The following is a 25,873-nucleotide window of genomic DNA, read 5'->3' as shown; positions in this document are numbered from 1 at the left end:
GGGAGAAACCCCGCCGCCGACCCGTGGGGAGACCACCATGCCGCGCTTCATGACGATGATCCGCGTCGACGAGAAGACCGCGCCCGAGGGCGGCCCGAGCCCCGAGCTCCAGGAGCGCATGGGCGCGCTGCTCGAGGAGATCACCAAGGCCGGGGTCATGCTCGACACCGCGGGCCTCAAGCCGGTGACCGAGAGCGCCCGCGTGACCTGGTCCGGAGGGGAACTGACCGTCACGGACGGCCCGTTCACCGAGACCAAGGAGGTCATCGGCGGCTACTCCATCGTCCAGGCCAAGGACAAGGCCGAGGCGATCGAGTGGACGAAGCGGTTCCTCAAGACGCACGAGGAGTACTGGACGATCACCGCGGAGGTGCGGGAGATCGACGAGGGCTGAGGCACCGCGCGGGGGCTTTGCGGCGGTCGCGCCGGGGTGCTCTGATGGACGGCCGTGAGCCAACCGCCGGAGTATCCCCGCCGCCCCACGCCGGACCCCAGTGCCCGCCACGCCATCGAGACCGTCTTCCGCATCGAGTCACCGCGCGTCATCGCGGGAGTCGCGCGGATCGTACGGGACGTCGGCATCGCCGAGGAACTGGCGCAGGACGCCCTGGTGGCCGCCCTCGAACAGTGGCCCGAGCAGGGCGTCCCCGACAACCCGGGCGCCTGGCTCATGACCACCGCCAAGCGGCGCGCGATCGACCTCGTGCGCCGCCGCGAGCGCTACGCCGACAAGCTGGCGGAGATGGGCCGTGACCTGGAGTCGGCGCCGCCCCACACCGACGAGCCCACCGACCCCGACGACATCGACGACGACCTGCTCCGGCTGGTCTTCACCGCCTGCCACCCGGTGCTCTCCGCGGAGGCCCGTGTGGCGCTGACCCTGCGTCTGCTCGGCGGTCTGACCACCGGGGAGATCGCCCGCGCGGTGCTCGCCCCCGAGCCGACCGTGGCGCAGCGGATCGTGCGGGCCAAGCGGACGCTGGCCCGCAGGGCCGTCGCCTTCGAGGTCCCGTACGGCACGGACCGGGAGGCCCGCGTCGGCTCGGTCCTCGAAGTCATCTACCTGATCTTCAACGAGGGGTACGCGGCCACGGCGGGCGACGACTGGCTGCGCCCCGGGCTCTGCGAGGACGCGCTGCGCCTCGCCAGGGTCCTCGCCGGGCTCATGCCCAAGGAACCGGAGGTGCACGGCTTGGCCGCACTGCTCGAACTCCAGACGTCCCGCGCGGCGGCGCGCACCGGGCCGTCCGGCGAGCCCGTGCTGCTCAAGGACCAGAACCGGGCCCGCTGGAACCAGATGCTGGTCCGGCGCGGCTTCGCCGCCCTGGCCCGCGCGCAGTCCGCGGCCTCGGGGCGGGCCCTTGGGCCGTACGCGCTCCAGGCCGCCATCGCCGCCTGCCACGCCAACGCACACACGTACGAGGAAACCGACTGGAGGCAGATCGCCGCCCTCTACGGCCTGCTCGCCGCCCGCGCCCCGTCCCCGGTCGTCGAGCTGAACCGGGCCGTCGCGGTCTCGATGGCGGACGGGCCGGCGGCGGGCCTCGCCCTGGTCGACGCGCTCGCCGGCGAACCGGCCCTGCGGGACTACCACCTGCTGCCCAGCGTGCGCGGTGACCTCCTCGCACGGCTCGGACGGACGGCGGACGCCCGCGCGGAGTTCGAGCGCGCGGCCTCGCTCACGCGCAACGCCCGCGAACGGGAACTGCTCCTGGGGCGGGCGGCCGCGACGACGCACAACGACCACGTCACCGACCACAGACACCGACAGCACAGGAGAAGCCGCGTGCAGCAGCTACTGCGGGTCCAGAACTTCACCGTCTCGGCGGACGGATTCGGCGCCGGGGAGCACCAGAGCCTGGAGAAGCCGTTCGGCGACGCCGACCCCGGCTCCATGATCGCCTGGGCCGGTGCCACGGCGAGCTGGCCCAACCGCACCGAACCGGGCGGCAGCCGGGGCCTCGACGACTACTTCACGCGTGACTTCACGCACAACATCGGCGCCGAGATCATGGGCCGCAACAAGTTCGGTCCCCAGCGCGGGCCCTGGGAGAACCACGACTGGCGCGGCTGGTGGGGCGAGGAGCCCCCGTTCCACACCCCCGTGTTCGTCATGACCCACCACGAGCGGCCCTCGTTCACGCTCTCCGACACCACGTTCCACTTCGTCGGCGGCGACCCGGCCGCGGTCCTCGCCCGGGCCAGGGAGGCGGCGCGGGGCAAGGACGTCCGGCTCGGCGGCGGGGCCACCACCATCCGGCAGTTCCTCGACGCCGGCCTCGTCGACACCCTGCACGTGGCGGTGTCGCCGGTGCGGCTCGGCTCCGGGACGCGGCTGTGGGAGTCCCCCGACGAGCTGCTCGACCGCTACCACCTGGACGTCGTGCCGAGCCCGAGCGGCGTGACGCACCACCTGTTCTGGCGGAAGTGACGCACGCCCCGCGAGGGGTCAGCGGGGTGGCGCCGGGTGCCCGATCAGCATGGTCGGGGCGCCCGCCACCCGGGTGAGGAAGACGGTCGCGGAGTTCTTCCCCTGCGGCTTCACCTTGCGCCGCAGCTCCTCCGGCTCCACCGCCGAGCCGCGCTTCTTCACGGTGAGGACGCCGACCCCGCGCTCCCGCAGCAGCGCCTTGAGCTTCTTCACGTTGAAGGGCATCCGGTCGGTGATCTCGTACGCGGTGGCGTACGCGGTGGTGTGCAGCTCGTCGGAGGTGACGTAGGCGATGGTCTCGTCGATGAGCCCGCCCGCGACCCGCTCGGCCACATCGGCGACCAGGTGGGCGCGGATGACGGCGCCGTCGGGTTCGTAGAGGTAGCGCCCCACGGGCCGTACGCCGGGGTCGGGGAGCATGGTGGCGGGCGCGGCGCCGATCGTGGCCCCGGTGGGCAGCAGCGTCGCCCGCCGGGCCCCCGGCGTCACGTCGTCGCCGAACCACAGCACGGCCTCCTTCACGTCGCCGCGGTCGGAGATCCACTCCGCCGTGGCCTCGGCGGGGACCGCCTCGTGCGGGATGCCGGGGGCGATCTTCAGGGCGGCGCGCGGGGCCTCGCGCGCCGCCTCGACGGCCCAGGACAGGGGCGGGGAGTACGCCTCGGGGTCGAAGATCCGGCCGCGTCCGCCCCGGCGGGCCGGGTCCACGAACACCGCGTCGTACGCGGTGGTGTCGACCTCGGTGACGTCGGCCTCGCGGACCTCGATCAGCTCGGCGAGGCCGAGGGCATCGGCGTTGGCGCGCGCGACAGCGCAGGTCAGCGGGTCCCTGTCGACGGCGAGCACGGAGATCCCGGCCCGCGCGAGGGCGATCGCGTCACCGCCGATGCCGCAGCACAGGTCGGCGAGGGAGCGCACGCCGAGCGCCGCGAAGCGCTCGGCGCGGTACGTCGCGACGGAGGCGCGGGTGGACTGCTCGAAGCCGTTCGGCGTGAAGAACATCCGGGCCGCGTCCCCGGCGGCGAACTTCGCCGCCGCGCGCTGCCGCAGACGGGCCTGGGCCAGCGCCGCGGAGACGAGGGACGCGGGGTGCTCGCGGCGCAGCCGGGTGGCCGCGGCGAGTTCCTGGGCGGGCTCGACGTCCCGCACCTCGTCGAGCAGGGCCCGGCCCTCCTCGGTGAGAAGGGCGGCGAAGGCGGCGAGGGTCCCGCCGGGGTCGGCGTCGTGGGCGCTCGGCGTGTTCGGGTCGTTCACCTGCCCCATTGTGGGCCAGTCGGTGGACGGTGCGGGGCCGGGCGGGGGTGTCAGCCCCTCGGCAGGGCGTTGAGCTGCGAGGATCCGGCGCCATGCAACTAGTACGACAAAAGGAATATTCCGCCGTAAGGCGGAAGAATCAGACGCGTGCCGCGGTGGCCCTGCTCACCGCCGCGGCGATCGCCTCGGGGTGCGCCTCCGGGGACGGCCGGGACGGCGCGCAGGGCGCCCACGGCCGCCGTGCGCTCGCCGCCCCGCCCGCCGACGCCCTCGACCTCTACGCCCACCGGCTCGACGCCGCCCAGGCCGCACGCGCGGCCGCGGCCAAGCGCTGGGGCCTGGCCGACCCCCCGCTGCAAGCGCCCGAGCCGCCCGCGACCAAGCCGCGCATCACGACCCGCAAGGGCTTCGAGGTGGCGGGGCAGTCCCAGCTGCCGCCGGTCTTCACCACGGTCCCGACCAAGCAGAAGGTCGTCTTCCTGACCATCGACGACGGCGACGAGAAGGACCCGGCGCTGCTGCGGATGATGAGCGACCTGAAGATCCCCTACACCGCCTTCCTCAGCGACTACCTGGTCAAGAAGGACTACGGGTACTTCAAGAAGATGCAGGACAGGGGCGTCACCCTGAACAACCACACCCTCCACCACCCCTACCTGCCCGGCCTCTCCTACGAGGGCCAGCGCCACGAGATCTGCGCGATGCAGGACATCATCGAGAAGCGGTACGGCAAGCGCCCCGAACTCTTCCGCCCGCCCTACGGCAACTACAACCGGGACACCCTCCGCGCCGCCAAGTCCTGCGGCATCAAGGCGGTGCCGCTCTGGGCCTCCGAGGCCTTCGCCGACCACATGGAGTGGCGCGAGTGGGACCGGGACCTGCACCCCGGCGACATCATCCTCACCCATTTCCGCGGCCGTGAGGACTGGAAGGGCAGCATGCCGGACATGGTCCGCGAGGTCATGAGGACGGTCACCGACAAGGGCTACGCGGTGGCCAGGCTGGAGGACTACCTGTGACCCCCGGGGCGCGAGCGCACCGCCGCCTCCTGGCCGGAGCCCTCCTGAGCGCGCTGCTCGCGCCCGCACTCCTCACGGGCTGCGCGGAATCGGTGGAGCCGATCGAAAGGCTGGGCAGGAAGGCGGCGGAGAAGGTGCCGCAGCGGGCGCAGGGGGCGGCGGACGAACCGGCGGCACCTCGCTGCGGGCAGGCGCTCCGCACGGGGCGGCCCCGCACCGCGGAGACGGCCCCGGAGGAACCGCGGGCCAAGAAGATCCGTTGTCCGGACAAGGCGAAGCCGAGCGCGGCGGAGCCGGGGGGAACCCCGGAACCGTAAAAGCGGGGCCCCGCCGATTGGCACTCCGCTTGACCGAGTGCTAATCGCCGTCCTAGTCTCACTTCTGGCACTCCCCGTTGGAGAGTGCCAACAGCGACGGGCAGGTCCGGCACCCGCGACGACGGATCCACCTGGTCGCCACACCTCAGATTTGACCCCGTGAGATCTCCGAAGGGGGAGACCGGATCGTGACGACCGCCAGCTCCAAGGTTGCCATCAAGCCGCTTGAGGACCGCATTGTGGTCCAGCCGCTGGATGCCGAGCAGACCACCGCCTCTGGCCTGGTCATTCCGGACACCGCGAAGGAGAAGCCCCAGGAGGGCGTCGTCCTGGCCGTGGGCCCGGGCCGGTTCGAGAACGGCGAGCGCCTGCCGCTCGACGTCAAGACCGGCGACATCGTGCTGTACAGCAAGTACGGCGGCACCGAGGTGAAGTACAACGGCGAGGAGTACCTCGTCCTCTCGGCTCGCGACGTGCTCGCGATCGTCGAGAAGTAATTTCACCCCGAAGCAACCTACTGCTTTGAGCTGCGCCCCTGGTCACCCCGCTGATTGCCGGGCGGCGAGGGGCGCGGTTCGTTCACCTGAGTTTTCGAGAGGGCTGAACCGCTCCCATGGCGAAGATCCTGAAGTTCGACGAGGACGCCCGTCGCGCCCTTGAGCGCGGCGTCAACAAGCTTGCCGACACGGTCAAGGTGACGATCGGCCCCCGTGGCCGCAACGTCGTCATCGACAAGAAGTTCGGCGCCCCGACCATCACCAACGACGGCGTCACCATCGCCCGTGAGGTCGAGGTCGACGACCCGTACGAGAACCTCGGCGCCCAGCTGGTGAAGGAGGTGGCGACCAAGACCAACGACATCGCGGGTGACGGCACCACCACCGCCACCGTGCTCGCCCAGGCCCTGGTCAAGGAAGGCCTGCGCAACGTCGCCGCCGGCGCCTCCCCCGCCGCCCTGAAGAAGGGCATCGACGCCGCCGTCGCGGCCGTCTCCGAGGAGCTCCTCGCCACCGCCCGTCCGATCGACGACAAGGCCGACATCGCGGCCGTCGCCGGTCTGTCGGCCCAGGACCCGCAGGTCGGCGAGCTCATCGCCGAGGCGATGGACAAGGTCGGCAAGGACGGTGTCATCACCGTCGAGGAGTCCAACACCTTCGGTCTGGAGCTCGACTTCACCGAGGGCATGGCCTTCGACAAGGGCTACCTGTCCCCGTACATGGTGTCCGACCAGGAGCGTATGGAGGCCGTCCTCGACGACCCGTACATCCTGATCCACCAGGGCAAGATCTCCTCCATCCAGGACCTCCTGCCGCTGCTCGAGAAGGTCATCCAGGCCAACTCCTCGAAGCCGCTCCTCATCATCGCCGAGGACGTCGAGGGCGAGGCCCTGTCGACCCTGGTCGTGAACAAGATCCGCGGCACGTTCAACGCCGTCGCGGTGAAGGCCCCCGGCTTCGGCGACCGCCGCAAGGCGATGCTCGGCGACATGGCCACCCTCACCGGTGCGACCGTCATCGCCGAAGAGGTCGGCCTCAAGATCGACCAGGTCGGTCTCGACGTGCTCGGCACCGCCCGCCGCGTCACCGTCACCAAGGACGACACCACGATCGTCGACGGCGGCGGCAACAAGGGCGACGTCGAGGGCCGCGTCAACCAGATCAAGGCCGAGATCGACGCTACGGACTCCGACTGGGACCGCGAGAAGCTCCAGGAGCGCCTCGCGAAGCTGGCCGGCGGCGTGTGCGTCATCAAGGTCGGCGCCGCCACCGAGGTGGAGCTGAAGGAGAAGAAGCACCGTCTGGAGGACGCCATCTCCGCGACCCGCGCCGCGGTCGAGGAGGGCATCGTCTCCGGTGGTGGCTCCGCTCTGGTGCACGCCGTCAAGGTGCTCGAGGGCAACCTCGGCAAGGAGGGCGACGAGGCCACCGGTGTCGCCGTCGTCCGCCGCGCCGCCGTCGAGCCGCTGCGCTGGATCGCCGAGAACGCCGGCCTGGAGGGTTACGTCATCACCTCCAAGGTCGCCGAGCTGGAGAAGGGCTTCGGCTTCAACGCCGCGACCGGCGAGTACGGCGACCTGGTCAAGGCCGGCGTCATCGACCCGGTCAAGGTCACGCGCTCCGCGCTCGAGAACGCCGCGTCCATCGCCTCCCTGCTGCTCACGACCGAGACCCTGGTCGTCGAGAAGCCGGCCGAGGAAGAGGCCGACGCCGGTCACGGCCACGGTCACGGCCACTCCCACTGAGCCGCCGCGCTCGGCTTGAACGGTGCTGAGGCCCGGCTTTCCCCTTACGGGGAGAGCCGGGCCTCAGCCCTTTTTCCGGTTCGCCGCCGGGCGCGGGTTGTTCGTGGCCGGCCGCGCAGTTCCCCGCGCCCCTGACGGGGCGCGGCCCTACTGGGGCCCGTACTTCCGCCCCGTACGGGACGTGATCCCGCCCAGCAGAGGGCGAGGCGCCAGCTTCGCCACACCCATGAGGGCCTTGTACCGAGGATCGGGAATGGACAGCGTCCGGCCCCGCGCGAGGTCCGCCAGGGCCGCCGCCACGACCTTGTCCGCGTCGAGCCACATCCACTTGGGGATGTTCGACGTACCCATCCCGGCCCGCTCATGGAACTCCGTACGGACGAAGCCGGGGCAGAGCGCCATCATCCGCACCCCCGACCCCGCGAGGTCCTTCGCCGCGCCCTGGGTGAACTGCACCACCCACGCCTTCGAGGCCCCGTACGTCCCGCGCGGCAGGAACGCCGCCACCGACGCGACGTTCACCACCCCGCCCCGGCCGCGCTCGCGCATCGACTCCGCCGCCGCCGACGTCAGCCGGAGCACCGCCTCGCAGTGCACCTTGAGCATGGTCAGCTCGTCGGCGACGGACACCTCCAGATAGCGGCCCTTGTTGCCGAACCCGGCGTTGTTGACCAGCAGGTCCACCGGGTCCCTGCGGCGGGCGAGCCGCTGCGCCACGGCCTCGATGCCCTCGTCCGTGGAGAGGTCGGCGGTCAGCACCTCCGCCTCGATGCCGTGCCGGTCGTGCAGCTCGGTCGCCTGGTCCCGCAGCCGCTCGGTGTCGCGCGCCACCAGGACGAGGTTGTGCCCGTCACCGGCGAGGCGGCGCGCGAAGGCGGCGCCGATGCCGGCGGTCGATCCCGTGATCAGAGCCGTAGTCATGGTCCAAGGCTAGTGAGATCCGGTGACGGGCGCGTCGCGCGGCCCGATCCGCGCGGAGATCAGGAGGCCTGGGCCCCGTACCGCGCCACGTGGGCGCGCGCCTTCTCCGCAGCGTCGGGGTGCAGCGCCTCGCCCGCTTCGAGCAGCCGCGGCAGCAGTCCGTGCTCCGTGGTGACGGCGCGGAACTGGAGCGCGGCGGTGATCCCGTGCTCCGGCCTGTGCACCACCTCGACCGGGTCCCCGGCCCGGACCACGCCCGGTTCGAGCACCCGCAGATAGGCGCCCGTGACGCCCTGCCGGGTGAACCGCTTCACCCAGCCCTTCTCGCCCAGATGCCCCTGGAACGTCCGGCAGGGGATGCGCCCGCTCGTCACTTCGAGCAGCGGGCCGCCGCCTATCCGCCAGCGCTCGCCTATCAGCGCGCCGTTCACGTCGACGCCGGCCGTCGTGAGGTTCTCGCCGAAGACGCCGTTGGCCAGCGGGCGTCCGAGCTCGCGCTGCCAGGCGTCGAGGTCCTCGCGCGCGTAGACATACACCGCCTGGTCGTTCCCGCCGTGGTGCCGCAGGTCGCCGATCTCGTCGCCCGCCAGACCGCTGCCGCCGACGCCCTTGGGGCCCGGGGCCGCGACGTGCACCGGCTCGTCCACGGGACGCTTGTCGATGCCGGTCCGGCCGGAGGGCGCGTCGGTGTACGGGGCGGCGCTGCGGCGCCCGATGTTCACGGAGAGGAGCTTCATGGCACGCCAGATTAGGCGATCCGCCTCAAAGCGGCGACGCGATATTTCGCCGTCTGCCCAAGCGTCGCTTATGCTCGAAGAATGATCGAGGCCCGTCATCTCCGTGTCCTGCGCGCCGTGGCCGCCACCGGCTCCTTCTCGGCCGCCGCCCGCGAGCTCGGCTGCACCCAGCCGGCCGTGAGCCAGCAGATGAAGGCCCTCGAATCCTCGACCGGCACGCCGCTGCTGATCCGCACCGGCCGCGAGATGCGCCTGACGCAGGCGGGCGAGGCCCTGGTCCGGCACGCCGCGGGCATCCTCGCCGGGCTCATCGCCGCGGAGGAGGAGGTCGCCGCCATCGCGGGCCTGCGCGCGGGTCGTGTCCGGCTCGTCTCGTTCCCCAGCGGCAGCTCGACGCTGGTCCCTGGCGCCCTCGCGGCGCTGCGCGCGGAGCACCCCGGCACCCGCGTCTCACTCGTGGAGGCCGAGCCGCCGCGCTCGGTGGAGATGCTGCGCGAGGGCGACTGCGACGTGGCCCTCGCGTTCCGTTACGAGGCCCGGCGCCCGGCGCCCGAGGACAAGGGGGCCGCCGCGCCCGCCGGGGAGGACTGGGACGACCTCGTCGTACGGCCGCTGCTGGCGGACCGGCTCGTCGGCCTCGTGCCCGAAAGCCATCCGCTCGCCGAGGCGGCGGCGGTCACCATCGGTGATTTCGCCGACGAGCCGTGGATCGCGGGGTGCCCGCGCTGCCGCAGGCAGCTCGTGGACGTCTGTGAGGGGGCGGGCTTCGTGCCCCGGATCGACTTCGCCACCGACGACTATCCGGCGGTGATCGGCCTGGTCGGCGCCGGCCTCGGGGTGGCGGTCCTGCCCGAGCTCGCGATCGAGTCCGTACGCCCGAGAGGGGTCCGTACGGTGACGGTGGAGCCGCCGGTGCGGCGGGAGATCGTGGCGCTCACGCTGCCGGACCTGGCGCAGGTACCGGCCGTCGCCGCCACCCTCGACCACCTCGCGCGGGCCGCTGCCCGCTGAACTGCCCGGCTGAGTCCGAACTGCTCCGCCCTGCCTGAAAAAACGTTCCTTCAGTGGTGCGACGACGCGGCCGCCGCCGTCGTCGTGGGTGACGCCGTGACGAGCCGGTTCCTCGCTCGCCCCATGAGCTCCTCGCGCTCGTCCTCCGTAAGGCCGCCCCACACGCCGTACGGCTCGCGGACCGCCAGCGCGTGAGCGGCGCATTCCGCGCGCACCGGGCACCGCATGCAGACCTCCTTGGCGGAGTTCTCACGGGCGCTGCGCGCCGCGCCCCGCTCACCCTCCGGGTGGAAGAAGAGCGAGCTGTCGACCCCGCGGCAGGCCGCGAGGAGCTGCCAGTCCCACAGATCTGCGTTCGGTCCGGGAAGGCGGGAGAAATCTGCCATTGCTGGTCCCCTTGAAGCCGTGCTGACGCGGATACGGTGCCCAACGACCGTACATCTACGATCTAAGGAGATGAAAATATGACTCATTGGGAATCTAGCCTCAGACACCGCAAAAAGGGAAGAAAAGGCGCTAAATGGGGCAGTGCTTGTGATGAAAGCTTGAGGGTCTGCCGCGCCCACTCCGCCGTATCCGCGTCCTCACGTAGAGTGCCGAAGATGGCTGACTGCCCCGTAACTCTTTCGGGTGACCGTCGTTGAGAGTGCGAGGCGGTTGAAAGAAGAAGCGCTCGGGCAGGTGTCCGAGAGCGTCAACCGCACAGGTGACGAATAAGTACCAGCCTGGAGGCTCAAGGTGACGCGCAGCAGCTGTGAGAGCCGCGGAGGACAGTCATGACATCCGTCCTCGTGTGCGACGACTCCCCGCTTGCCCGAGAGGCGCTCCGCCGCGCGGTCGCGACCGTGCCCGGCGTCGAGCGTGTGACGACAGCGGCCAACGGCGAGGAAGTCCTCCGCCGCTGGGGCGCCGACCGCTCGGACCTGATTCTGATGGACGTACGCATGCCCGGCCTGGGCGGCGTCGAGACCGTCCGGCGGCTGCTGTCCGCCGACCCCGGTGCGCGCATCATCATGCTCACCGTGGCCGAGGATCTGGACGGGGTCGCGCTCGCCGTCGCCGCCGGTGCCCGCGGCTATCTGCACAAGGACGCCTCCCGCGCGGAGCTGCGGGCGACGGTCACGCAGGCGCTCGCCGATCCGACGTGGCGGCTCGCCCCGCGCAGACTGCGTTCGGCCGAGATGGGCGCCGCGCCCACGCTCACCGCGCGTGAGATCCAGGTCCTGGAGGGCATGAGCCACGGCCGGTCGAACGCGGAGATCGGGCGTGAGCTCTTCCTCTCCGAGGACACCGTGAAGACGCACGCCAGGCGGCTCTTCAAGAAGCTCGGCGCCTCCGACCGGGCGCACGCGGTGGCGCTCGGATTCCGCTGGGGTCTGGTTCGCTGAAATGTGGCGCCGCGGGGGCACGGCGCTCCCCGTCCGCCCTGCGGTGAGCGGGGCGGGGCGGGCCCGCCGCCGGGCGCCGCGGGCGCGGTTGACGCCGCTTCGCGGCGGATGCCGCATCCTTGAGGGGTGGAGTTCCTCGGGGACGAGTCGATCGAGCGGGATGGGAGGGCGCAGGAGATGAGTTCCGGCGCACCTGCTCATAACGCTTCAGTGCACAACTACGGACGCGGTGCCGCGGACCAAACGCCGTCAAGGCACCATGGACCGATGCGCGATGACAAGACGACGGTGATCCGTGCCCTCGTCCTGCACGCCGTCGAGGGGGACGAGCAGGCGACGCACGACCTCCTCGCCCACGTCCACCCCCTCGCGCTGCGCTACTGCCGCACCCGACTGTCCCGGCTGCCGGGTGACGCGCGGCACTTCGTGGAGGACCTGGCGCAGGAAGTCTGCGTCGCGGTACTGCTCGCCCTGCCGCGCTACAAGGACACCGGGCGCCCCTTCGAGGCGTTCGTCTTCGCCATCGCGGCGCACAAGGTGGCCGACCTCCAGCGCGCCGCGATGCGCCACCCCGGGTCCACCGCGGTGCCCTCGGACGAGATGCCCGAGCGGCCCGACGACTCGCTCGGCCCTGAGGAGCGCGCGCTGCTCAGCAGTGACGCGGAGTGGGCCAAGAAGCTCCTCGCCAACCTCCCGGACAACCAGCGCGAGCTGCTGCTGCTCAGGATCGCCGTCGGGCTCACCGCCGAGGAGACCGGACAGATGCTGGGGATGTCGCCGGGGGCGGTGCGGGTGGCCCAGCACCGCGCGCTGAGCCGCCTGCGGGCGCTCGCCGAGCAGTGACCTCCGGCACCTTCCCGGCCGTACGAACGCACAAAGCCGCTCGATGATCTTGCTCGTGGAATGAGACACCCTCCACGGCCGTTAGCATGGACATCCGCACCGATCAAGGCCATTTGGGGAAGGTGTCATGACTGCAAACGTCGACGGAGTGCCCGAGAAGTTCGCGACACTCGGGCTGACCTACGACGACGTGCTGCTGCTGCCGGGCGCGTCGGAAGTGCTCCCCAACGCGGTCGACACCTCGTCCCGCATCTCCAGGAACGTCCGGGTGAACATCCCGCTGCTCTCCGCGGCGATGGACAAGGTCACCGAGGCCCGCATGGCGATCGCCATGGCCCGCCAGGGCGGTGTCGGTGTCCTGCACCGCAACCTCTCCATCGAGGACCAGGTCAACCAGGTCGACCTCGTGAAGCGGTCCGAGTCCGGGATGGTCACCGACCCGATCACGGTGCATCCCGACGCGACGCTCGCCGAGGCCGACGCCCTCTGCGCGAAGTTCCGCATCAGCGGTGTCCCGGTGACCGACCCGGCGGGCAAGCTGCTCGGCATCGTCACCAACCGCGACATGGCCTTCGAGAACGACCGCAGCCGTCAGGTCCGCGAGGTCATGACGCCCATGCCGCTGGTCACGGGCAAGGTCGGCATCTCCGGCGTGGACGCCATGGAGCTGCTGCGCCGCCACAAGATCGAGAAGCTGCCGCTGGTCGACGACGCGGGGCGGCTCAAGGGCCTCATCACCGTCAAGGACTTCAAGAAGGCCGAGCAGTACCCGAACGCGGCCAAGGACGCCGAGGGCCGGCTGCTCGTCGGTGCCGCCGTCGGCGCCAGCCCCGAGGCGCTCGAGCGCGCCCAGGCGCTGGCCGGGGCCGGGGTCGACTTCCTGATCGTCGACACCTCCCACGGCCACAACAGCAACGCCCTCAGCTGGATGTCGAAGATCAAGTCGAGCGTCGGCGTCGACGTGATCGGCGGCAACGTCGCCACCCGCGACGGCGCGCAGGCCCTGATCGACGCCGGCGTCGACGGCGTCAAGGTGGGCGTCGGACCGGGCTCGATCTGCACCACCCGCGTGGTCGCCGGCATCGGCGTCCCGCAGGTCACCGCGATCTACGAGGCGGCGGTCGCCGCCCGCGCGGCCGGCGTCCCGGTCATCGGCGACGGCGGCCTCCAGTACTCCGGTGACATCGGCAAGGCGCTCGCCGCCGGCGCCGACACCGTGATGCTCGGCTCGCTCCTCGCGGGCTGCGAGGAGTCGCCGGGTGAGCTGATGTTCATCAACGGCAAGCAGTTCAAGTCGTACCGCGGCATGGGCTCGCTCGGTGCCATGCAGTCCCGAGGCCAGGGCAGGTCCTACTCCAAGGACCGCTACTTCCAGGCCGAGGTCGCCTCCGACGACAAGCTCGTGCCCGAGGGCATCGAGGGCCAGGTGCCCTACCGCGGCCCGCTGGCCAACGTGCTGCACCAGCTCGTCGGCGGACTGCGCCAGACGATGGGCTACGTCGGCGCGGCGAGCATCGACCAGATGGAGAGCAAGGGCCGCTTCGTCCGCATCACGTCCGCGGGCCTCAAGGAGAGCCACCCGCACGACATCCAGATGACGGTCGAGGCGCCGAACTACAGCCGTACGAAGTAGCCGACGGGCCCCACGCGCGCGTGCAGGGGCGGTCCCGGGTCACCGGGGCCGCCCCTGCGGTGTGTGTCGGGGATACTGGACAGGCAGACCAAGAGGGAAAGGCCCCACAACGTGACTGAGATCGAGATCGGGCGCGGCAAGCGCGGCCGCCGCGCGTACGCCTTCGACGACATCGCCGTCGTACCGAGCCGGCGCACCCGCGACCCGAAGGAGGTCTCGATCGCGTGGCAGATCGATGCCTACCGCTTCGAGCTGCCCTTCCTGGCCGCTCCCATGGACTCGGTGGTCTCCCCGCAGACCGCCATCCGCATCGGTGAGCTGGGCGGCCTCGGCGTCCTGAACCTCGAGGGCCTCTGGACGCGGTACGAGGACCCGCAGCCGCTGCTCGACGAGATCGCCGGGCTCGACTCCGAGACCGCCACGCGGCGCCTCCAGGAGATCTACGCGGCCCCGATCAAGGCCGACCTGATCGGGCAGCGCATCAAGGAGGTGCGCGACTCCGGTGTGGTCACCGCCGCCGCGCTCTCCCCGCAGCGCACCGCCGAGTTCTCCAAGGCCGTCGTGGACGCCGGTGTCGACATCTTCGTCATCCGCGGCACCACCGTCTCCGCCGAGCATGTCTCCGGAGCCGCCGAGCCGCTGAACCTGAAGCAGTTCATCTACGAGCTCGACGTGCCCGTCATCGTCGGCGGCTGCGCCACCTACACGGCCGCCCTGCACCTGATGCGCACCGGCGCCGCGGGCGTCCTGGTCGGCTTCGGCGGCGGCGCCGCGCACACCACGCGCAACGTCCTGGGCATCCAGGTCCCGATGGCCACCGCCGTCGCCGACGTCGCGGCCGCCCGCCGTGACTACATGGACGAGTCCGGCGGCCGGTACGTGCACGTCATCGCCGACGGCGGCGTGGGCTGGTCCGGCGACCTGCCCAAGGCCATCGCGTGCGGCGCCGACTCCGTGATGGTGGGCTCCCCGCTGGCCCGTGCCACGGACGCGCCCGGCAAGGGCCACCACTGGGGCATGGAGGCCGTCCACGAGGACGTGCCGCGCGGCAAGAAGGTGGACCTCGGCACGGTCGGCACGACCGAGGAGATCCTCACCGGTCCCTCGCACATCCCGGACGGTTCGATGAACTTCTTCGGGGCGCTGCGCCGCGCCATGGCGACGACGGGCTACAGCGAGCTCAAGGAGTTCCAGCGCGTCGAGGTGACGGTCGCGGACTCGCAGCACAAGCGCTGACGGCAACGCACGCGGAAGGGCCCCGGTACACACGTACCGGGGCCCTTCTCGTCGTCACAGCCGGTGCGCCGCGCCCGCCGGGGTCGCGCCCCTCGTGTCCAGCAGGAGCTGGGCCTTCACGGCGAGACCCTGGAGGTCGTACGTGCGGTGGTGCTGGAGGAGGATCGTGAGGTCGGCGTCGGCAGCCGCCTCGTAGAGGGCGTCCGCGCGCGGAACGGGGTGGCCGAGGACGTTCCAGCTCGGCACGTAGGGGTCGTGGTAGCTGACGGCCGCGCCCAGCTCCATGAGGCGCGTCGCCACCTCCTGGGCGGGGGCGCCCTGCTGGTCGGCGAGGTCGGGCTTGTAGGTGACGCCGAGCAGGAGCACGCGGGCGCCGCGGGCGGACTTGCCGTGCTCGTTGAGCAGGGTCGCCGAGCGCTGGATGACGTACTGGGGCATGCGGTCGTTGACCTGCTGGGCCAGTTCGACCATGCGCAGGGGGCGGGCGCCTCGGGCGGGCCCGGGGATGTCCATGGGGACGCCGTGGCCGCCGACGCCGGGGCCGGGGCGGAAGGCCTGGAACCCGAAGGGTTTGGTCTCTGCGCAGCGGATGACGTCCCACAGGTCGATGCCCATGTCGTGGCAGAGCACCGCCATCTCGTTGACCAGGGCCATGTTCACGTGCCGGTAGTTGGTCTCCAGGAGGTGCACGGTCTCGGCCTCGCGGGGGCCACGCGCGCGTACGACCTTGTCGGTGAGGCGGCCGTAGAAGGCGGCCGCCGATTCGGTGCAGGCCGGGGTGACGCCGCCGATGACCTTGGGGGTGCCGGCGTAGCCGTGGTCGCGGTTGCCGGGGTCGAGGCGGCCGGGGGAGTACGCCAGGTGGAAGTCGCGTCCGGCCCTGAGCCCCGAGCCGGATTCGAGGATCGGACGGACGAATTCCTCGGTGGTACCCGGGTACGCGGGGGATTCGAGGATCACCGTGGTGTGCGGACGCAGGCGCGCGGCGAGCGCTCGGGCGGCCTCGGCCACTTGGCTGAGATCGAGCGAGCGGTCGGCGGCGGGCGGAGTGGGTGCGCAGACGACGGCGGTGCGCACGCGGCCGAGCTGGGCGGAGTCGGTGGTCGGCCGGAAGCCCCTGGCGAGCATCCGGCGGACGTCCGCGGCGGTGAGGGTCCCCTCGGCGCCGTCGTTGGGCAGTCGGCCGGCCGCCAGGTCCGCGGCGCGGGCGGGGTCGTAGCCGATGGTCGCGATGCCGTGTGCGACGGCGGTCTGGGCCAGGGGCAGGCCGAGGTGGCCGAGACCGATGACGGCGAGATCTGCGGGCATGGCGGTGGGCCGTCCTCCCAATAGCCGGAGCGGTACGAGCGCGCAAGCCCTGTGGACAAGAGGGGCGAGTGCAATGTCAGACTAGGAGTAAATATGACCGTTTTGCGGTATTGCGCCGTGCCGGACTCCGGAGTGTTGTCCACAGGCTGCGTGCGAGATCAGCGGGCGCGACGGAAATCTGGGCATGATGTGAGTCCGACCACACCCGATCCATGCGGGAGGCAGCGGTGAGGACAGCGACACTGGGGCCGGCGGAGCGTGCCGAGTCACTGGCGGGGATGGCCGACCGGGAGCTGGACATCCTGGTAGTAGGCGCAGGCGTGGTCGGTGCCGGTACGGCGCTGGACGCCGTGACCCGGGGCCTGTCCACCGGATTGGTCGAGTCCAGGGACTGGGCCTCGGGCACATCCAGCAGATCGAGCAAGCTGATCCACGGGGGGCTGCGCTATCTGGAGATGCTCGACTTCGCGCTGGTGCGCGAGGCGCTGAAGGAGCGCGGGCTGCTCCTGGAGCGGCTCGCCCCGCATCTGGTGAAGCCCGTTCCGTTCCTCTACCCCTTGCAGCACAAGGGCTGGGAGCGGTTGTACGCCGGATCGGGCGTCGCGCTCTACGACGCCATGTCGATGTCACGCGGACACGGCCGCGGCCTGCCCGTGCACCGCCACCTGACGCGGCGCCACGCCCTGCGCGTGGCCCCGTGCCTGAAGAAGGACGCCCTGGTCGGCGCGATGCAGTACTACGACGCGCAGATGGACGACGCCCGCTATGTGGCCACCCTGGTGCGCACCGCGGCGGCGTATGGCGCGAAGGTCGCCAACCGCGCCAAGGTCACCGGCTTCCTGCGCGAGGGCGAGCGCGTGGTCGGCGCCCGGGTCCAGGACGTCGAAGGCGGCGGGGAGTACGAGGTCCGCGCCAAGCAGGTGGTGAACGCCACCGGCGTGTGGACGGACGACACCCAGGCGATGGTCGGCGAGCGTGGCCAGTTCCACGTCAGGGCGTCCAAGGGCATCCATCTGGTCGTACCGAAGGACCGGATCAACTCCACGACGGGTCTGATCCTGCGGACCGAGAAGAGCGTCCTCTTCGTCATCCCGTGGGGCCGGCACTGGATCGTGGGCACGACCGACACCGACTGGGACCTCGACAAGGCGCACCCGGCCGCCTCCAGCGCCGACATCGACTATCTCCTGGAGCACGTGAACTCGGTGCTCGCGAGGCCGCTCTCCCGCGACGACGTCCAGGGGGTGTACGCAGGACTCAGGCCCCTGCTCGCCGGGGAGTCGGACGCCACGAGCAAGCTCTCCAGGGAGCACACGGTCGCCCACCCCGCGCCCGGCCTGGTGGTCATCGCCGGCGGCAAGTACACGACGTACCGCGTGATGGCCAAGGACGCCGTCGACGAGGCCGTGCACGGCCTCGACCAGCGCGTCGCCGACTGCGTCACGGAGGACATCCCCCTCGTGGGCGCCGAGGGGTACCGGGCGCTGTGGAACGCACGGGCGAGGATCGCCGCCCGGACGGGCCTTCATGTGGTGCGCGTGGAACACCTGTTGAACCGGTACGGCGCGCTGGCCGAGGAAGTGCTCGAACTGGTCACCGCGGACCCGGCCCTGGGCGCGCCGCTCCAGGCGGCGGACGACTATCTGCGGGCCGAGGTGGTCTATGCCGCCTCGCACGAGGGCGCCCGGCACCTGGACGACGTGCTGACACGCCGGACACGCATCTCCATCGAGACGTTCGACCGGGGCACGCGCAGCGCCCGGGAGTGCGCCGAGCTGATGGCGCCCGTCCTCGGCTGGGACAAGGACCAGATCGAGCGGGAGGTCCAGCACTACGAGAAGCGGGTGGAGGCCGAGCGGGAGTCGCAGCGCCAGCCCGACGACCTGACGGCGGACGCGGCGAGGCTGGGGGCGCCGGACATCGTGCCGCTCGGCTGACTCGGCTGCCGCGGCCGGCTCGACCGAGGTGGGTCCGCTTGTCCGTGTTGAGCCTGTTGAGCCTGGTATATGACGAGGCGTCGGCTGCCGCGAGCGACCGTGGAGGCCGCGGCTTCGGGCGTGGCGGCCTCGGTCGCAAGGGTCTACCGGGCTTGCTCCGAGGGCTGTTGGGCACAGGGCCGCCGCCTGGGCCTTGCCTCGGCCGATGAGCGGCGGAAGAGTGGCCTCCGTGGCCGGCGCCGCGGGTTTTGGGTGGCCGGTGGGCAGGCCGATCGGGCCCGCCGCAAGGAGGATCGGCCGCCAGGAGCCCGCTGTTGGCGCGACGGTCCCGCCCCGAGCACGGTCCCTCACGGGGGACGGTGGACCCTGGGCGCCGGGCGGTCCCCGAGTAAGGGACAATGAAGGCTCTGTCAGGGCGGGTTGCGCGGGTAGCAGCGGTAGCAGCAGAGGGGACGCATGTCGGACGCGGAGCAGACGGGTGAGGCCCGTCGGGACAAGAGCGAACGTCTCCTCGCCGGCCGGTACCGGCTGGGAGAGGTGCTCGGCCGCGGCGGCATGGGCACGGTGTGGCGCGCCAAGGACGAGACGCTGGGCCGTACGGTCGCGGTGAAGGAACTGCGGTTCCCCTCAAGCATCGACGAGGAGGAGAAGCGGCGGCTCATCACGCGTACGTTGCGTGAGGCGAAGGCGATCGCGCGGATCCGCAACACCAGCGCCGTGACGGTCTACGACGTCGTCGACGAGGACGACCGGCCGTGGATCGTGATGGAGCTGGTGGAGGGCAAGTCCCTCGCCGAGGTCATCCGCGAGGACGGAGTGCTCACGCCGAGGCGGGCGGCCGAGGTCGGCCTCGCCGTGCTCGACGTGCTGCGCTCCGCGCACCGCGAGGGCATCCTGCACCGCGACGTGAAGCCGTCGAACGTGCTGATCGCCGAGGACGGCCGGGTGGTCCTCACGGACTTCGGCATCGCGCAGGTCGAGGGCGACCCGTCGATCACGTCCACGGGCATGCTCGTCGGCGCGCCCTCGTACATCTCGCCCGAGCGCGCCCGCGGTCACAAGCCGGGCCCGGCGGCCGACCTCTGGTCACTGGGCGGCCTGCTGTACGCGGCGGTGGAGGGCGTGCCGCCCTACGACAAGGGTTCCGCCATCGCGACCCTCACCGCGGTGATGACCGAGGACGTGGAACAGCCCACGAACGCCGGGCCCTTGGAGAAGGTCATCTACGGCCTCCTCGTCAAGGACCCCGGGCAGCGGCTCGACGACGCGGGGGCGCGTGCGCTTCTGCGGGACGTCATCCACGCGCCGGAGCTGAAAGCGGCGCCGGAGCCGGTCGAGGCCACGAAGGCGGTGCCGCTGCCGCCGGTCCCCAAGAGGCCCGCCAAGCTGACCAAGCCGTCGAAGCAGGGCGGTCAGACGAAGTCCGCCAAGAAGGCGGGCGCCGCTGCCGCCGCTGCTGCCGCCGGTGCGGCCGGCAAGTCCGGCAGCGGGACCGGCCATGGTGCGGTCGGTACGGGTGCCAGGAGTGCGGCCGGGGTCGCAACCCCTCCGCCGCGGCCCGGGGCGTCGCCGAGGGTGCCGCCCAAGGCGTCGCTCACCGATGTGGTGCCGCGGCGGACGCTGGTGATAGTGACCGTGGTGGCCGTGCTCGCGGTGCTCGGCACGGTCCTCGCCTTCGCGCTCTCCGGCGGAGATGACAGCGGCTCCGGCAACGACAACAAGGGCAGCGACAAGGCCGCGTCCAGCGGGGCCGGCGCCGGGGACGACAAGAGCAAGGACGAGAAGGACTCGGACAAGGCCACTGGTTCGGGCGACGGCAAGGACCAGGCCCAGGGCGAGGACAAGAACGAGGACCAGGGCAAGGACGGCGAGGGCAAGGACGACGAGGGCCAGGGGCACGACCCGGGCAAGGACGACGACAAGAAGCCCGCTGACGGCGCGGAGTCGACGTACAAGCACGAGCAGGGCTTCAAGATCGGGCTGCCGAAGGGGTGGAAGTTCCAGTCCACGGGCCGCGCGGGCGCCCGGTTCGGCGGTCCCGACGGGCAGAAGCTGCTCATCGGGTGGACGACCACGCCCAAGGACAACCCGGTGAGCGACTGGAAGAACCAGGAGAACTACATGGTCCGGTCGCAGTATCACCGGATCCGCATCGAGAAGGTGGACTTCCGCGGCTGGAACACCGCTGACTGGGAGTTCACCTATGTGGACGGCGGGACGAAGTACCGGTCGGTGGACCGCGGCTTCGTCGTCAACGGCGGTCTGGGCTACGGAATGATGTACACGGCCAAGGCCGACGACTGGGGCAGCGAGCAGCGGCGTTCCGCGTGGAAGACCTTTACGCGGACATTCCAGCCGAAGTCCTGAGCCGGGCCCGGGGGGCTCCTGGGCCGGACCGGCCGTAGGTCCCGGACCCGGACGGGCCGCAAGCTTGGGCCTGAGATTTGGGCGCCGAGATCTCGTATCCCCTCATTGCGGTGCGGGTAGGGCACGTATCGTGAGTGCTTGCGGACCCTGCGCAGCCGCAATGAGCCGTAAGACGAACGGAATTGACCACCGGGCGGACGGGGAAGGCATCGTGGAGGACTACGCGGGTCGGGTGCTCGCCGACCGCTACCGCCTGCCGTTACCGCCCACGGATGAGTACGAACTGGCCGAGTCGCGTGCCTTCGACACGTACAGCGGGCAGGAAGTGCTGGTCAGGCAGGTTCCGTTGCCCGAGGTCGTCGAGGCGGAGGTCCTCGACGAGGACGATCTGCCCGAGGGCTTCGCGCCACGGGCCGGAGCGGGAGCCGGTGGCGGCATGCGGCGGGCCTCGGCGCGGACGACGCGCAGGCCCACGGATCCCGCGGTGCGGCGCGCCATGGAGGCGGCGCAGACGGCCGCGCAGATACCCGATCATCCGCGGCTCGACCAGGTCTTCGACGTGTTCGCCGAGGCCGGGTCGCTGTGGATAGTGAGCGAACTGGTGGCGGCGAGGCCGCTGGCTGCGCTCCTCGCGGACCGGCCCCTGAGCCCGTACCGGGCGGCCGAGGTCGCCGCGGACGTCCTCGCGGCGCTGCGCGTGCTGCACGCGCATGGCTGGGTGCATCGGAACATCACCACCCGTACGGTGCTGATCTGCGACGACGGCCGCGTGATGCTGACGGGCCTGGCGGCCGGGGCGGCCGAGGAAGCCCTGTGCGGGTATGACCCGCGGCCGGTGGAGGCCGGGGAGGCGGCCGGTTCCGCGGGCTCGATCGGGAACGTGTCGGCGTACGAAGGGGCCTTCGAGCCTGGTGCGGACGGTGCCGCCGGGTACGAGTCGGGGGAAGAGGCGCTGGAGCCGGCCCCGGAGGCGGGATTCGCGAAGACCACGGAGACCACGGAGGTCGCGGTGCGGCGGGCCGCCGAGGCGGTGGACACCGCTGGGGCGGCGTGGGGCGAGGCGCGGACCGCCCGTGCGGGGGCGGCCATCGCGGCGTACCGGGCGGGCACGCGGGCCGCGGCGCGCGTCGGCGAGGAGGAGACCGGCGGAGCCGGGGTGCCGCAGCCGCGGAGTGGCGTCGGCGAGGCCGGGCAGGGCCGGTCGGCCGACCCCGCGGGCCACGACACGGACCCCGGGCCGCCCGGACGCATCACGGACCCGTACGGAGTGGCCGAGACGAAGCCCTGGCACGGCGCGGTGCCCCGCGGCAGCGCCCCGCCGACCGGCCGCGAGCCGGAGGGACCACCCGCCCCGCGAGGCCCTCGCGAGAACGACCCGTACGCCACGCGCAGCGGTTCCGAGCTCGGCGGGGCCGGTAGCCCTGGCGGCAGCGACGGCCGTGGCCTGCGCGAGGCCGACGACCCGTACGCCCCCCGAAGCTCCGGCGAGGCCCGCAGGCCGTTCGCGCCGCAGAGCGGTTCCGGGCCCCGCGACCCCGGCGAGGCCCGCAGGCCGTTCGCGCCGCAGGGCGGTCACGGGGTCCGTAGCCCCCGCGAGGGCGGCGACCCGTATGCCCCGCGCAGCGATCGTGATGCCCGTGTCCCCCACGGAACCGGTAGCCCCTTCACACCGCACGGCGACCGTAGCCGCGCCGAGGCCGGCGCCCCCTACGCCCCGGGGAACGTCCGCGAGGGCAGCAGTCCGTTCGCCACGCACAGCGGACGCGAGAGCCAGAACCCCCCGCGCGAGGGCGGCAGCCCACACACGCCCCCGTCCCGCGAGCCCCACCCCGCCCCCGCCGGTGACTCCGGTGCGTGGGGAGACGGTGGCGAGGCGCGGCGTGGGCCAGGTAGCGCTTTGGACGCCGAGCGGGCGCGGCATGCGCGCATGGTTGTCGTCGGGGCCGTCACCGAGCGGTGGGCGCCCGAGCAGGCGGGCCCCGTGCACGAGAACTGGCAGCTCGCCGCGCCGATCGGACCGGCCACCGACCTGTGGGCCCTGGGCGCCCTCCTCTTCCGGGCCGTGCAGGGACACGCGCCCTACCCCGAGGACAGCACCGCCGAACTGGTGCAGATGGTGTGCGCCGAGCCGCCCGCATTCGCCGAGGAGTGCGGGCCGCTGCGGCCCGTGGTGGAGTCACTGCTGCGTCAGGACCCCACGGAACGCCTCGACTTCGAGGAGGTCAGCGGCTGGCTCCGCTCACTGGTGCGGTCCGCGCCCGAGCCGGAGGCCGGGGCGCACGTCGTGCCAGTGCCGCCGTACGACGCCGGACGGCTGCCCGTCGTACGCCGCCGTGGCGAGGTCGTGCGCAAGCGCCGCGCGTCCGCACCCGCCACCACCGGCGGGCACGGGCGGCACAAGCGCGGCCGGGGCAAGGCCGTGCGGGCGCCCAAGCCGCCGCGCGAGCCGCGGAAGCTGCGCGAGGCCCCGCACCCCCACGAGGCCCCGCCCGCGCGTGAAGCCGCCCCGTCACGGGAGCGCGGCCCGTCGCGCCCGCGTTCGCTGGGGCGGCTGCTGCTGCTCGCCATCCTGATCGGCCTGGTCGCGGCGATCGCGTACGCCATGCTGTTCATGCCCGAGAACGACGAGGGAGGCTCGGGCGACCGGGTCGGCTCCGCGGGCGAGGCCAGTTCGGCGGCCCCGCCGAGCCCGGACCCCAGCCACGAGGAGAAGCCCGAGAAGGGCAAGGGCGGGGACAAGGGCAAGGGCCGGGACGAAGACGCGTCCGGCAGGAATTCCGGGTCGCAGAAGCCGCAGACCACCGGGCCCGAGCTGCCGCAGGGGTTCACACTCCGCAAGGACACCGAAGGGTTCCGCGTGGCCGTCGCGAGCGGCTGGGACCGGCAGGCAAAGAACGGCCGGGGCCAGATCCGTTACACCCACGCCGACTTCGAACTCCTCGTGGTGCCGGGACGCGACACGACCGACGGCTACGGCCGCGACCCCATGAAGTACCAGCGCGAGCACGAGCGGGAACTTCAGCCGTTCCGCGACTCCTCCTGGGCCACCTCCAGCGGCATGCGGCGCATAGACGTCGGCGGCCGGGCCATGGCCGAGGGCCAGTTCACGTGGCAGGACGACGCGGGACGCGAGATCTACGTACGCAATCTCGCGATGGTCGTCGACGGCAAGTACCACGTGGTGCAGGTGCGGGGGCCGGAGGCCGAGCGGGACGAGGTGACGCGGCTCTACGAGCAGGCCTCGGCCACCTACCAGGTCTCCGACTGACCCTCAGAACGCCACCGCAGCAGCCCGGACGGGCCCGTCGAAGCCCGCCGTGGCAGGCCCTACGAACCCGTCCAACCCCGCCCGGACATGACCGGCAAGCGTCACATTGAGGTCTACGTAACCCCCCTGCGGTTCCCTGCGCGCGGCCCGCTCCTTAACCTGGGCCTGTCAAGACCATTGCGGGGGAACGTGAATCAGAGCCAGGGCCTGCTCCTCGCGGGCCGCTACCGACTCGGTGAGTCCATCGGCCGCGGTGGCATGGGACGGGTGTGGCGCGCGCAGGACGAGGTGCTGCACCGGACCGTCGCCGTCAAGGAACTGACGGCCGCGCAGTTCGTGCAGGAGGCCGACCGCGCGGTCCTTTTCCAGCGCACCCAGACGGAGGCGCGGGCCGCCGCCCGGATCAACCATCCGGCCGTCGTCACCGTCCACGACGTCATCCAGTACGACGACCGGCCGTGGATCGTCATGGAGCTGGTCGAGGGCTGTTCGCTGGCGGACGCCGTCAAGGACCAGGGCCGCGTCGAACCGGTCGAGGCCGCCCGTATCGGCCTGTGGACGCTGAAGGCGCTGCGGGCCGCGCACGCCGCCGGGGTGCTGCACCGCGACGTCAAGCCCGGCAACGTACTGCTCGCCGATGACCGCCGGATACTGCTCACCGACTTCGGCATCGCCGCGATCGAGGGCGACTCGACGATCACCCGCACCGGCGAGGTCGTGGGTTCGGTCGACTACCTGGCGCCCGAGCGGGTGAGCGGCGCCAACCCGGGGCCCGCGTCCGACCTGTGGGCGCTCGGGGCCACGCTGTACACGGCGGTCGAGGGGACGTCGCCGTTCCGGCGCACGTCGCCGCTCGGCACCATGCAGGCCGTGGTCACCGAGGAGCCGCCGCCGTCCGAGCACGCGGGTGTCCTGGCCCCGATCATCGAGGCGCTCCTGCGCAAGGACCCGGCGGCCAGGCCGACCGCCGAGGAGGCCGAGTCGATGCTGGCCGAGGCGGCGGAGGGACGGCGGCCGAATTCGGCGCAGGCGTACGTGCCGACGCAGGCGCACACCGGCGGTCGGCATCCGGCCACCTCGTACGGCCAGACCACCCCGTTCGGCTCGGTGGCCCCGCACGGGTCGACGCCCCCGTACGGCTCGATGGCCCCGCACCGCACAGGGGCCGCCACGGCGGTCCAGGGCGCCCACGGAGGCCATGACGTTCACGACACCCGCGGCCAGAGCCTCGCGGCGGCTTCGGCCAAGCCGCGCCGCCGCGGGTTCGCCGTGGCGGCCCTCGTGGTCGCGGCCGCCCTGCTCGGCGGCGCAGGAGTCTTCGGCTTCCTGGAGTTCACGGGGGGTGAAGGGGGTCAGTCGCAGAGCGCGGGCGAGGACGCGGGGGAGCCCATGAGCGGCATACCCGCCGACTGGGTGCGCGTGCACGACCCCGACGGCTTCAGCCTCATGCTGCCCAAGGGGTGGCAGCGCCAGGTGAACGGTTCCCAGGTGGACTACACGCCGGACGACGGACGGCGCTTCCTGCGGATCGGTGTCGACAAGAACCCGCAGTTCGAGTCCCCGTACGCGCATCAGCTGAGCCTGGAGAAGGGCCTGCGGAAGCTCACGGACTACCGGCGGCTGCACCTGGACTCCAACATGTTCCGCGACCAGCGGGGCGCGCTCTGGGACTTCAGCTGGACGGCGGGGGCGAACGACACGACCGCGGGGCCCCGGCGGGCCATCTCGCAGACGTATGTGAGCCGTGACGGCGTCGAGTACGTCATCTACCTCTCGGCCCCCGCCAAGGGCTGGGACAAGACCCGGCAGCAGTTCGACTCGATGCTCCGGGGCTGGCGGGAGGGCTGACCCGGGCCCCGAGTGCCCCGGTGTACCAGAGGGGCGGACGGTGGCTGCGGCCGGAACCAGCCGCCCGGCGGCGAGACCCATTTCGTTCGTACACGTGTGGGGCATGATGGCCG

Annotated in this window: 20 protein-coding genes and 1 pseudogene; 16 read left to right on the top strand and 5 right to left on the bottom strand. The window is 72.0% G+C overall.

The features are described from left to right. The first annotated feature begins 37 nt into the window (after positions 1-37). From ACZ6JY_RS28815 to ACZ6JY_RS28805, 3 genes and pseudogenes are all read left to right on the top strand, one after another. A complete protein-coding gene (locus ACZ6JY_RS28815) occupies positions 38-394 on the top strand; it encodes a YciI family protein (RefSeq protein WP_469200396.1) in 357 nt (118 codons plus the stop codon). A 54-nt stretch (positions 395-448) separates the two neighbouring features. Then, a pseudogene (locus tag ACZ6JY_RS28810) lies at positions 449-1,729 on the top strand (RNA polymerase sigma factor); the annotation flags it as partial. 57 nt (positions 1,730-1,786) lie between these two features. Next, positions 1,787-2,431: a dihydrofolate reductase family protein gene (locus tag ACZ6JY_RS28805; RefSeq protein ID WP_469200819.1), complete on the top strand. Its 645-nt coding sequence runs from the start codon at positions 1,787-1,789 to the stop codon at positions 2,429-2,431. A gap of 18 nt (positions 2,432-2,449) precedes the next feature. Here ACZ6JY_RS28805 and ACZ6JY_RS28800 read toward each other — a convergent pair whose 3' ends face one another. Then, the gene (locus tag ACZ6JY_RS28800; protein ID WP_469200394.1) at positions 2,450-3,694 is read right to left on the bottom strand and encodes a THUMP-like domain-containing protein; all 1,245 of its coding nucleotides are present in this window, start codon (positions 3,692-3,694) and stop codon (positions 2,450-2,452) included. A gap of 83 nt (positions 3,695-3,777) precedes the next feature. On the opposite strand from ACZ6JY_RS28800, the gene ACZ6JY_RS28795 reads away from it, so the two are divergent. From ACZ6JY_RS28795 to groL, 4 genes are all read left to right on the top strand, one after another. After that, positions 3,778-4,704 carry a polysaccharide deacetylase family protein gene (locus tag ACZ6JY_RS28795; RefSeq protein WP_469200392.1) on the top strand — a complete coding sequence of 309 codons (927 nt, stop codon included), beginning with the start codon at positions 3,778-3,780 and terminating at the stop codon, positions 4,702-4,704. Next, positions 4,701-5,021: a hypothetical protein gene (locus ACZ6JY_RS28790; RefSeq protein WP_469200390.1), complete on the top strand. Its 321-nt coding sequence runs from the start codon at positions 4,701-4,703 to the stop codon at positions 5,019-5,021. Before ACZ6JY_RS28795 ends, ACZ6JY_RS28790 begins: the two co-directional genes overlap by 4 nt. A 188-nt stretch (positions 5,022-5,209) precedes the next feature. Then, entirely contained in the window at positions 5,210-5,518 is a 309-nt protein-coding gene (groES, locus tag ACZ6JY_RS28785) for a co-chaperone GroES (protein ID WP_016434667.1), read from the top strand. Between the two features lie 116 nt (positions 5,519-5,634). Next, entirely contained in the window at positions 5,635-7,263 is a 1,629-nt protein-coding gene (gene groL, locus ACZ6JY_RS28780) for a chaperonin GroEL (RefSeq protein WP_469200387.1), read from the top strand. 147 nt (positions 7,264-7,410) lie between these two features. Here the strand turns inward: groL and ACZ6JY_RS28775 are convergent, their stop codons facing one another. Further along, complete coding sequence (locus tag ACZ6JY_RS28775) at positions 7,411-8,184, bottom strand: SDR family NAD(P)-dependent oxidoreductase (protein WP_469200385.1); 774 nt, start codon at positions 8,182-8,184, stop codon at positions 7,411-7,413. Positions 8,185-8,243: 59 nt separating this feature from the next. Further along, the gene (locus tag ACZ6JY_RS28770; RefSeq protein WP_469200383.1) at positions 8,244-8,921 is read right to left on the bottom strand and encodes an MOSC domain-containing protein; all 678 of its coding nucleotides are present in this window, start codon (positions 8,919-8,921) and stop codon (positions 8,244-8,246) included. 81 nt (positions 8,922-9,002) lie between these two features. On the opposite strand from ACZ6JY_RS28770, the gene ACZ6JY_RS28765 reads away from it, so the two are divergent. Continuing rightward, a complete protein-coding gene (locus ACZ6JY_RS28765) occupies positions 9,003-9,932 on the top strand; it encodes a LysR family transcriptional regulator (RefSeq protein ID WP_469200381.1) in 930 nt (309 codons plus the stop codon). Positions 9,933-9,982: 50 nt separating this feature from the next. On the opposite strand, the gene ACZ6JY_RS28760 is transcribed toward ACZ6JY_RS28765, so the two are convergent. Continuing rightward, a complete protein-coding gene (locus tag ACZ6JY_RS28760) occupies positions 9,983-10,318 on the bottom strand; it encodes a WhiB family transcriptional regulator (protein ID WP_469200379.1) in 336 nt (111 codons plus the stop codon). A 390-nt stretch (positions 10,319-10,708) separates the two neighbouring features. Here ACZ6JY_RS28760 and ACZ6JY_RS28755 point away from each other — a divergent pair, with 390 nt between their 5' ends. The 4 genes from ACZ6JY_RS28755 to ACZ6JY_RS28740 all read left to right on the top strand — a co-directional run bounded on the left by ACZ6JY_RS28755 (position 10,709) and on the right by ACZ6JY_RS28740 (position 15,032). After that, on the top strand, positions 10,709-11,320 hold the full coding sequence (locus ACZ6JY_RS28755; RefSeq protein ID WP_003948568.1) for a response regulator transcription factor: 612 nt from the start codon (positions 10,709-10,711) through the stop codon (positions 11,318-11,320). A gap of 267 nt (positions 11,321-11,587) precedes the next feature. Beyond that, positions 11,588-12,163 carry a sigma-70 family RNA polymerase sigma factor gene (locus tag ACZ6JY_RS28750; RefSeq protein WP_447037938.1) on the top strand — a complete coding sequence of 192 codons (576 nt, stop codon included), beginning with the start codon at positions 11,588-11,590 and terminating at the stop codon, positions 12,161-12,163. Between the two features lie 127 nt (positions 12,164-12,290). Continuing rightward, positions 12,291-13,796, top strand: a complete 1,506-nt coding sequence (guaB, locus tag ACZ6JY_RS28745; RefSeq protein ID WP_447037937.1) for an IMP dehydrogenase — start codon at positions 12,291-12,293, stop codon at positions 13,794-13,796. Between the two features lie 111 nt (positions 13,797-13,907). Continuing rightward, positions 13,908-15,032 (top strand): GuaB3 family IMP dehydrogenase-related protein, encoded by a 1,125-nt coding sequence (locus ACZ6JY_RS28740; RefSeq protein WP_469200376.1) that lies wholly within the window; start codon positions 13,908-13,910, stop codon positions 15,030-15,032. 54 nt (positions 15,033-15,086) lie between these two features. On the opposite strand, the gene ACZ6JY_RS28735 is transcribed toward ACZ6JY_RS28740, so the two are convergent. Next, complete coding sequence (locus ACZ6JY_RS28735) at positions 15,087-16,340, bottom strand: nucleotide sugar dehydrogenase (RefSeq protein WP_469200374.1); 1,254 nt, start codon at positions 16,338-16,340, stop codon at positions 15,087-15,089. Positions 16,341-16,567: 227 nt separating this feature from the next. Here ACZ6JY_RS28735 and ACZ6JY_RS28730 point away from each other — a divergent pair, with 227 nt between their 5' ends. The 4 genes from ACZ6JY_RS28730 (at position 16,568) to ACZ6JY_RS28715 (ending at position 25,760) form a co-directional block, all read left to right on the top strand. Next, a complete protein-coding gene (locus tag ACZ6JY_RS28730; RefSeq protein ID WP_469200372.1) occupies positions 16,568-18,277 on the top strand; it encodes a glycerol-3-phosphate dehydrogenase/oxidase in 1,710 nt (569 codons plus the stop codon). A gap of 456 nt (positions 18,278-18,733) precedes the next feature. After that, positions 18,734-20,644: a serine/threonine-protein kinase gene (locus ACZ6JY_RS28725; protein WP_469200370.1), complete on the top strand. Its 1,911-nt coding sequence runs from the start codon at positions 18,734-18,736 to the stop codon at positions 20,642-20,644. 211 nt (positions 20,645-20,855) lie between these two features. Next, complete coding sequence (locus tag ACZ6JY_RS28720; protein ID WP_469200817.1) at positions 20,856-23,912, top strand: protein kinase; 3,057 nt, start codon at positions 20,856-20,858, stop codon at positions 23,910-23,912. An 87-nt stretch (positions 23,913-23,999) separates the two neighbouring features. Continuing rightward, a complete protein-coding gene (locus tag ACZ6JY_RS28715; RefSeq protein ID WP_469200368.1) occupies positions 24,000-25,760 on the top strand; it encodes a serine/threonine-protein kinase in 1,761 nt (586 codons plus the stop codon). Positions 25,761-25,873: the final 113 nt, after the last annotated feature.

It is taken from the genome of Streptomyces sp. NPDC046335, assembly GCF_055587985.1.
The sequence above is the reverse complement of the archived record's forward strand: the minus strand, read 5'-3'. Positions and strand labels throughout refer to the sequence as shown.

What these genes read in the sequence shown, in the direction of transcription:
- ACZ6JY_RS28715 (WP_469200368.1), top strand. Translation starts at nt 24,000, where the DNA reads ATGACCGGCAAGCGTCACATTGAGGTCTACGTAACCCCCCTGCGGTTC.
- ACZ6JY_RS28775 (WP_469200385.1), bottom strand. Translation starts at nt 8,184, where the DNA reads ATGACTACGGCTCTGATCACGGGATCGACCGCCGGCATCGGCGCCGCC.
- ACZ6JY_RS28735 (WP_469200374.1), bottom strand. Translation starts at nt 16,340, where the DNA reads ATGCCCGCAGATCTCGCCGTCATCGGTCTCGGCCACCTCGGCCTGCCC.
- guaB (WP_447037937.1), top strand. Translation starts at nt 12,291, where the DNA reads ATGACTGCAAACGTCGACGGAGTGCCCGAGAAGTTCGCGACACTCGGG.
- ACZ6JY_RS28800 (WP_469200394.1), bottom strand. Translation starts at nt 3,694, where the DNA reads ATGGGGCAGGTGAACGACCCGAACACGCCGAGCGCCCACGACGCCGAC.
- ACZ6JY_RS28755 (WP_003948568.1), top strand. Translation starts at nt 10,709, where the DNA reads ATGACATCCGTCCTCGTGTGCGACGACTCCCCGCTTGCCCGAGAGGCG.
- ACZ6JY_RS28795 (WP_469200392.1), top strand. Translation starts at nt 3,778, where the DNA reads ATGCAACTAGTACGACAAAAGGAATATTCCGCCGTAAGGCGGAAGAAT.
- groL (WP_469200387.1), top strand. Translation starts at nt 5,635, where the DNA reads ATGGCGAAGATCCTGAAGTTCGACGAGGACGCCCGTCGCGCCCTTGAG.
- ACZ6JY_RS28750 (WP_447037938.1), top strand. Translation starts at nt 11,588, where the DNA reads ATGCGCGATGACAAGACGACGGTGATCCGTGCCCTCGTCCTGCACGCC.
- ACZ6JY_RS28815 (WP_469200396.1), top strand. Translation starts at nt 38, where the DNA reads ATGCCGCGCTTCATGACGATGATCCGCGTCGACGAGAAGACCGCGCCC.
- ACZ6JY_RS28770 (WP_469200383.1), bottom strand. Translation starts at nt 8,921, where the DNA reads ATGAAGCTCCTCTCCGTGAACATCGGGCGCCGCAGCGCCGCCCCGTAC.
- ACZ6JY_RS28725 (WP_469200370.1), top strand. Translation starts at nt 18,734, where the DNA reads ATGTCGGACGCGGAGCAGACGGGTGAGGCCCGTCGGGACAAGAGCGAA.
- ACZ6JY_RS28760 (WP_469200379.1), bottom strand. Translation starts at nt 10,318, where the DNA reads ATGGCAGATTTCTCCCGCCTTCCCGGACCGAACGCAGATCTGTGGGAC.
- ACZ6JY_RS28765 (WP_469200381.1), top strand. Translation starts at nt 9,003, where the DNA reads ATGATCGAGGCCCGTCATCTCCGTGTCCTGCGCGCCGTGGCCGCCACC.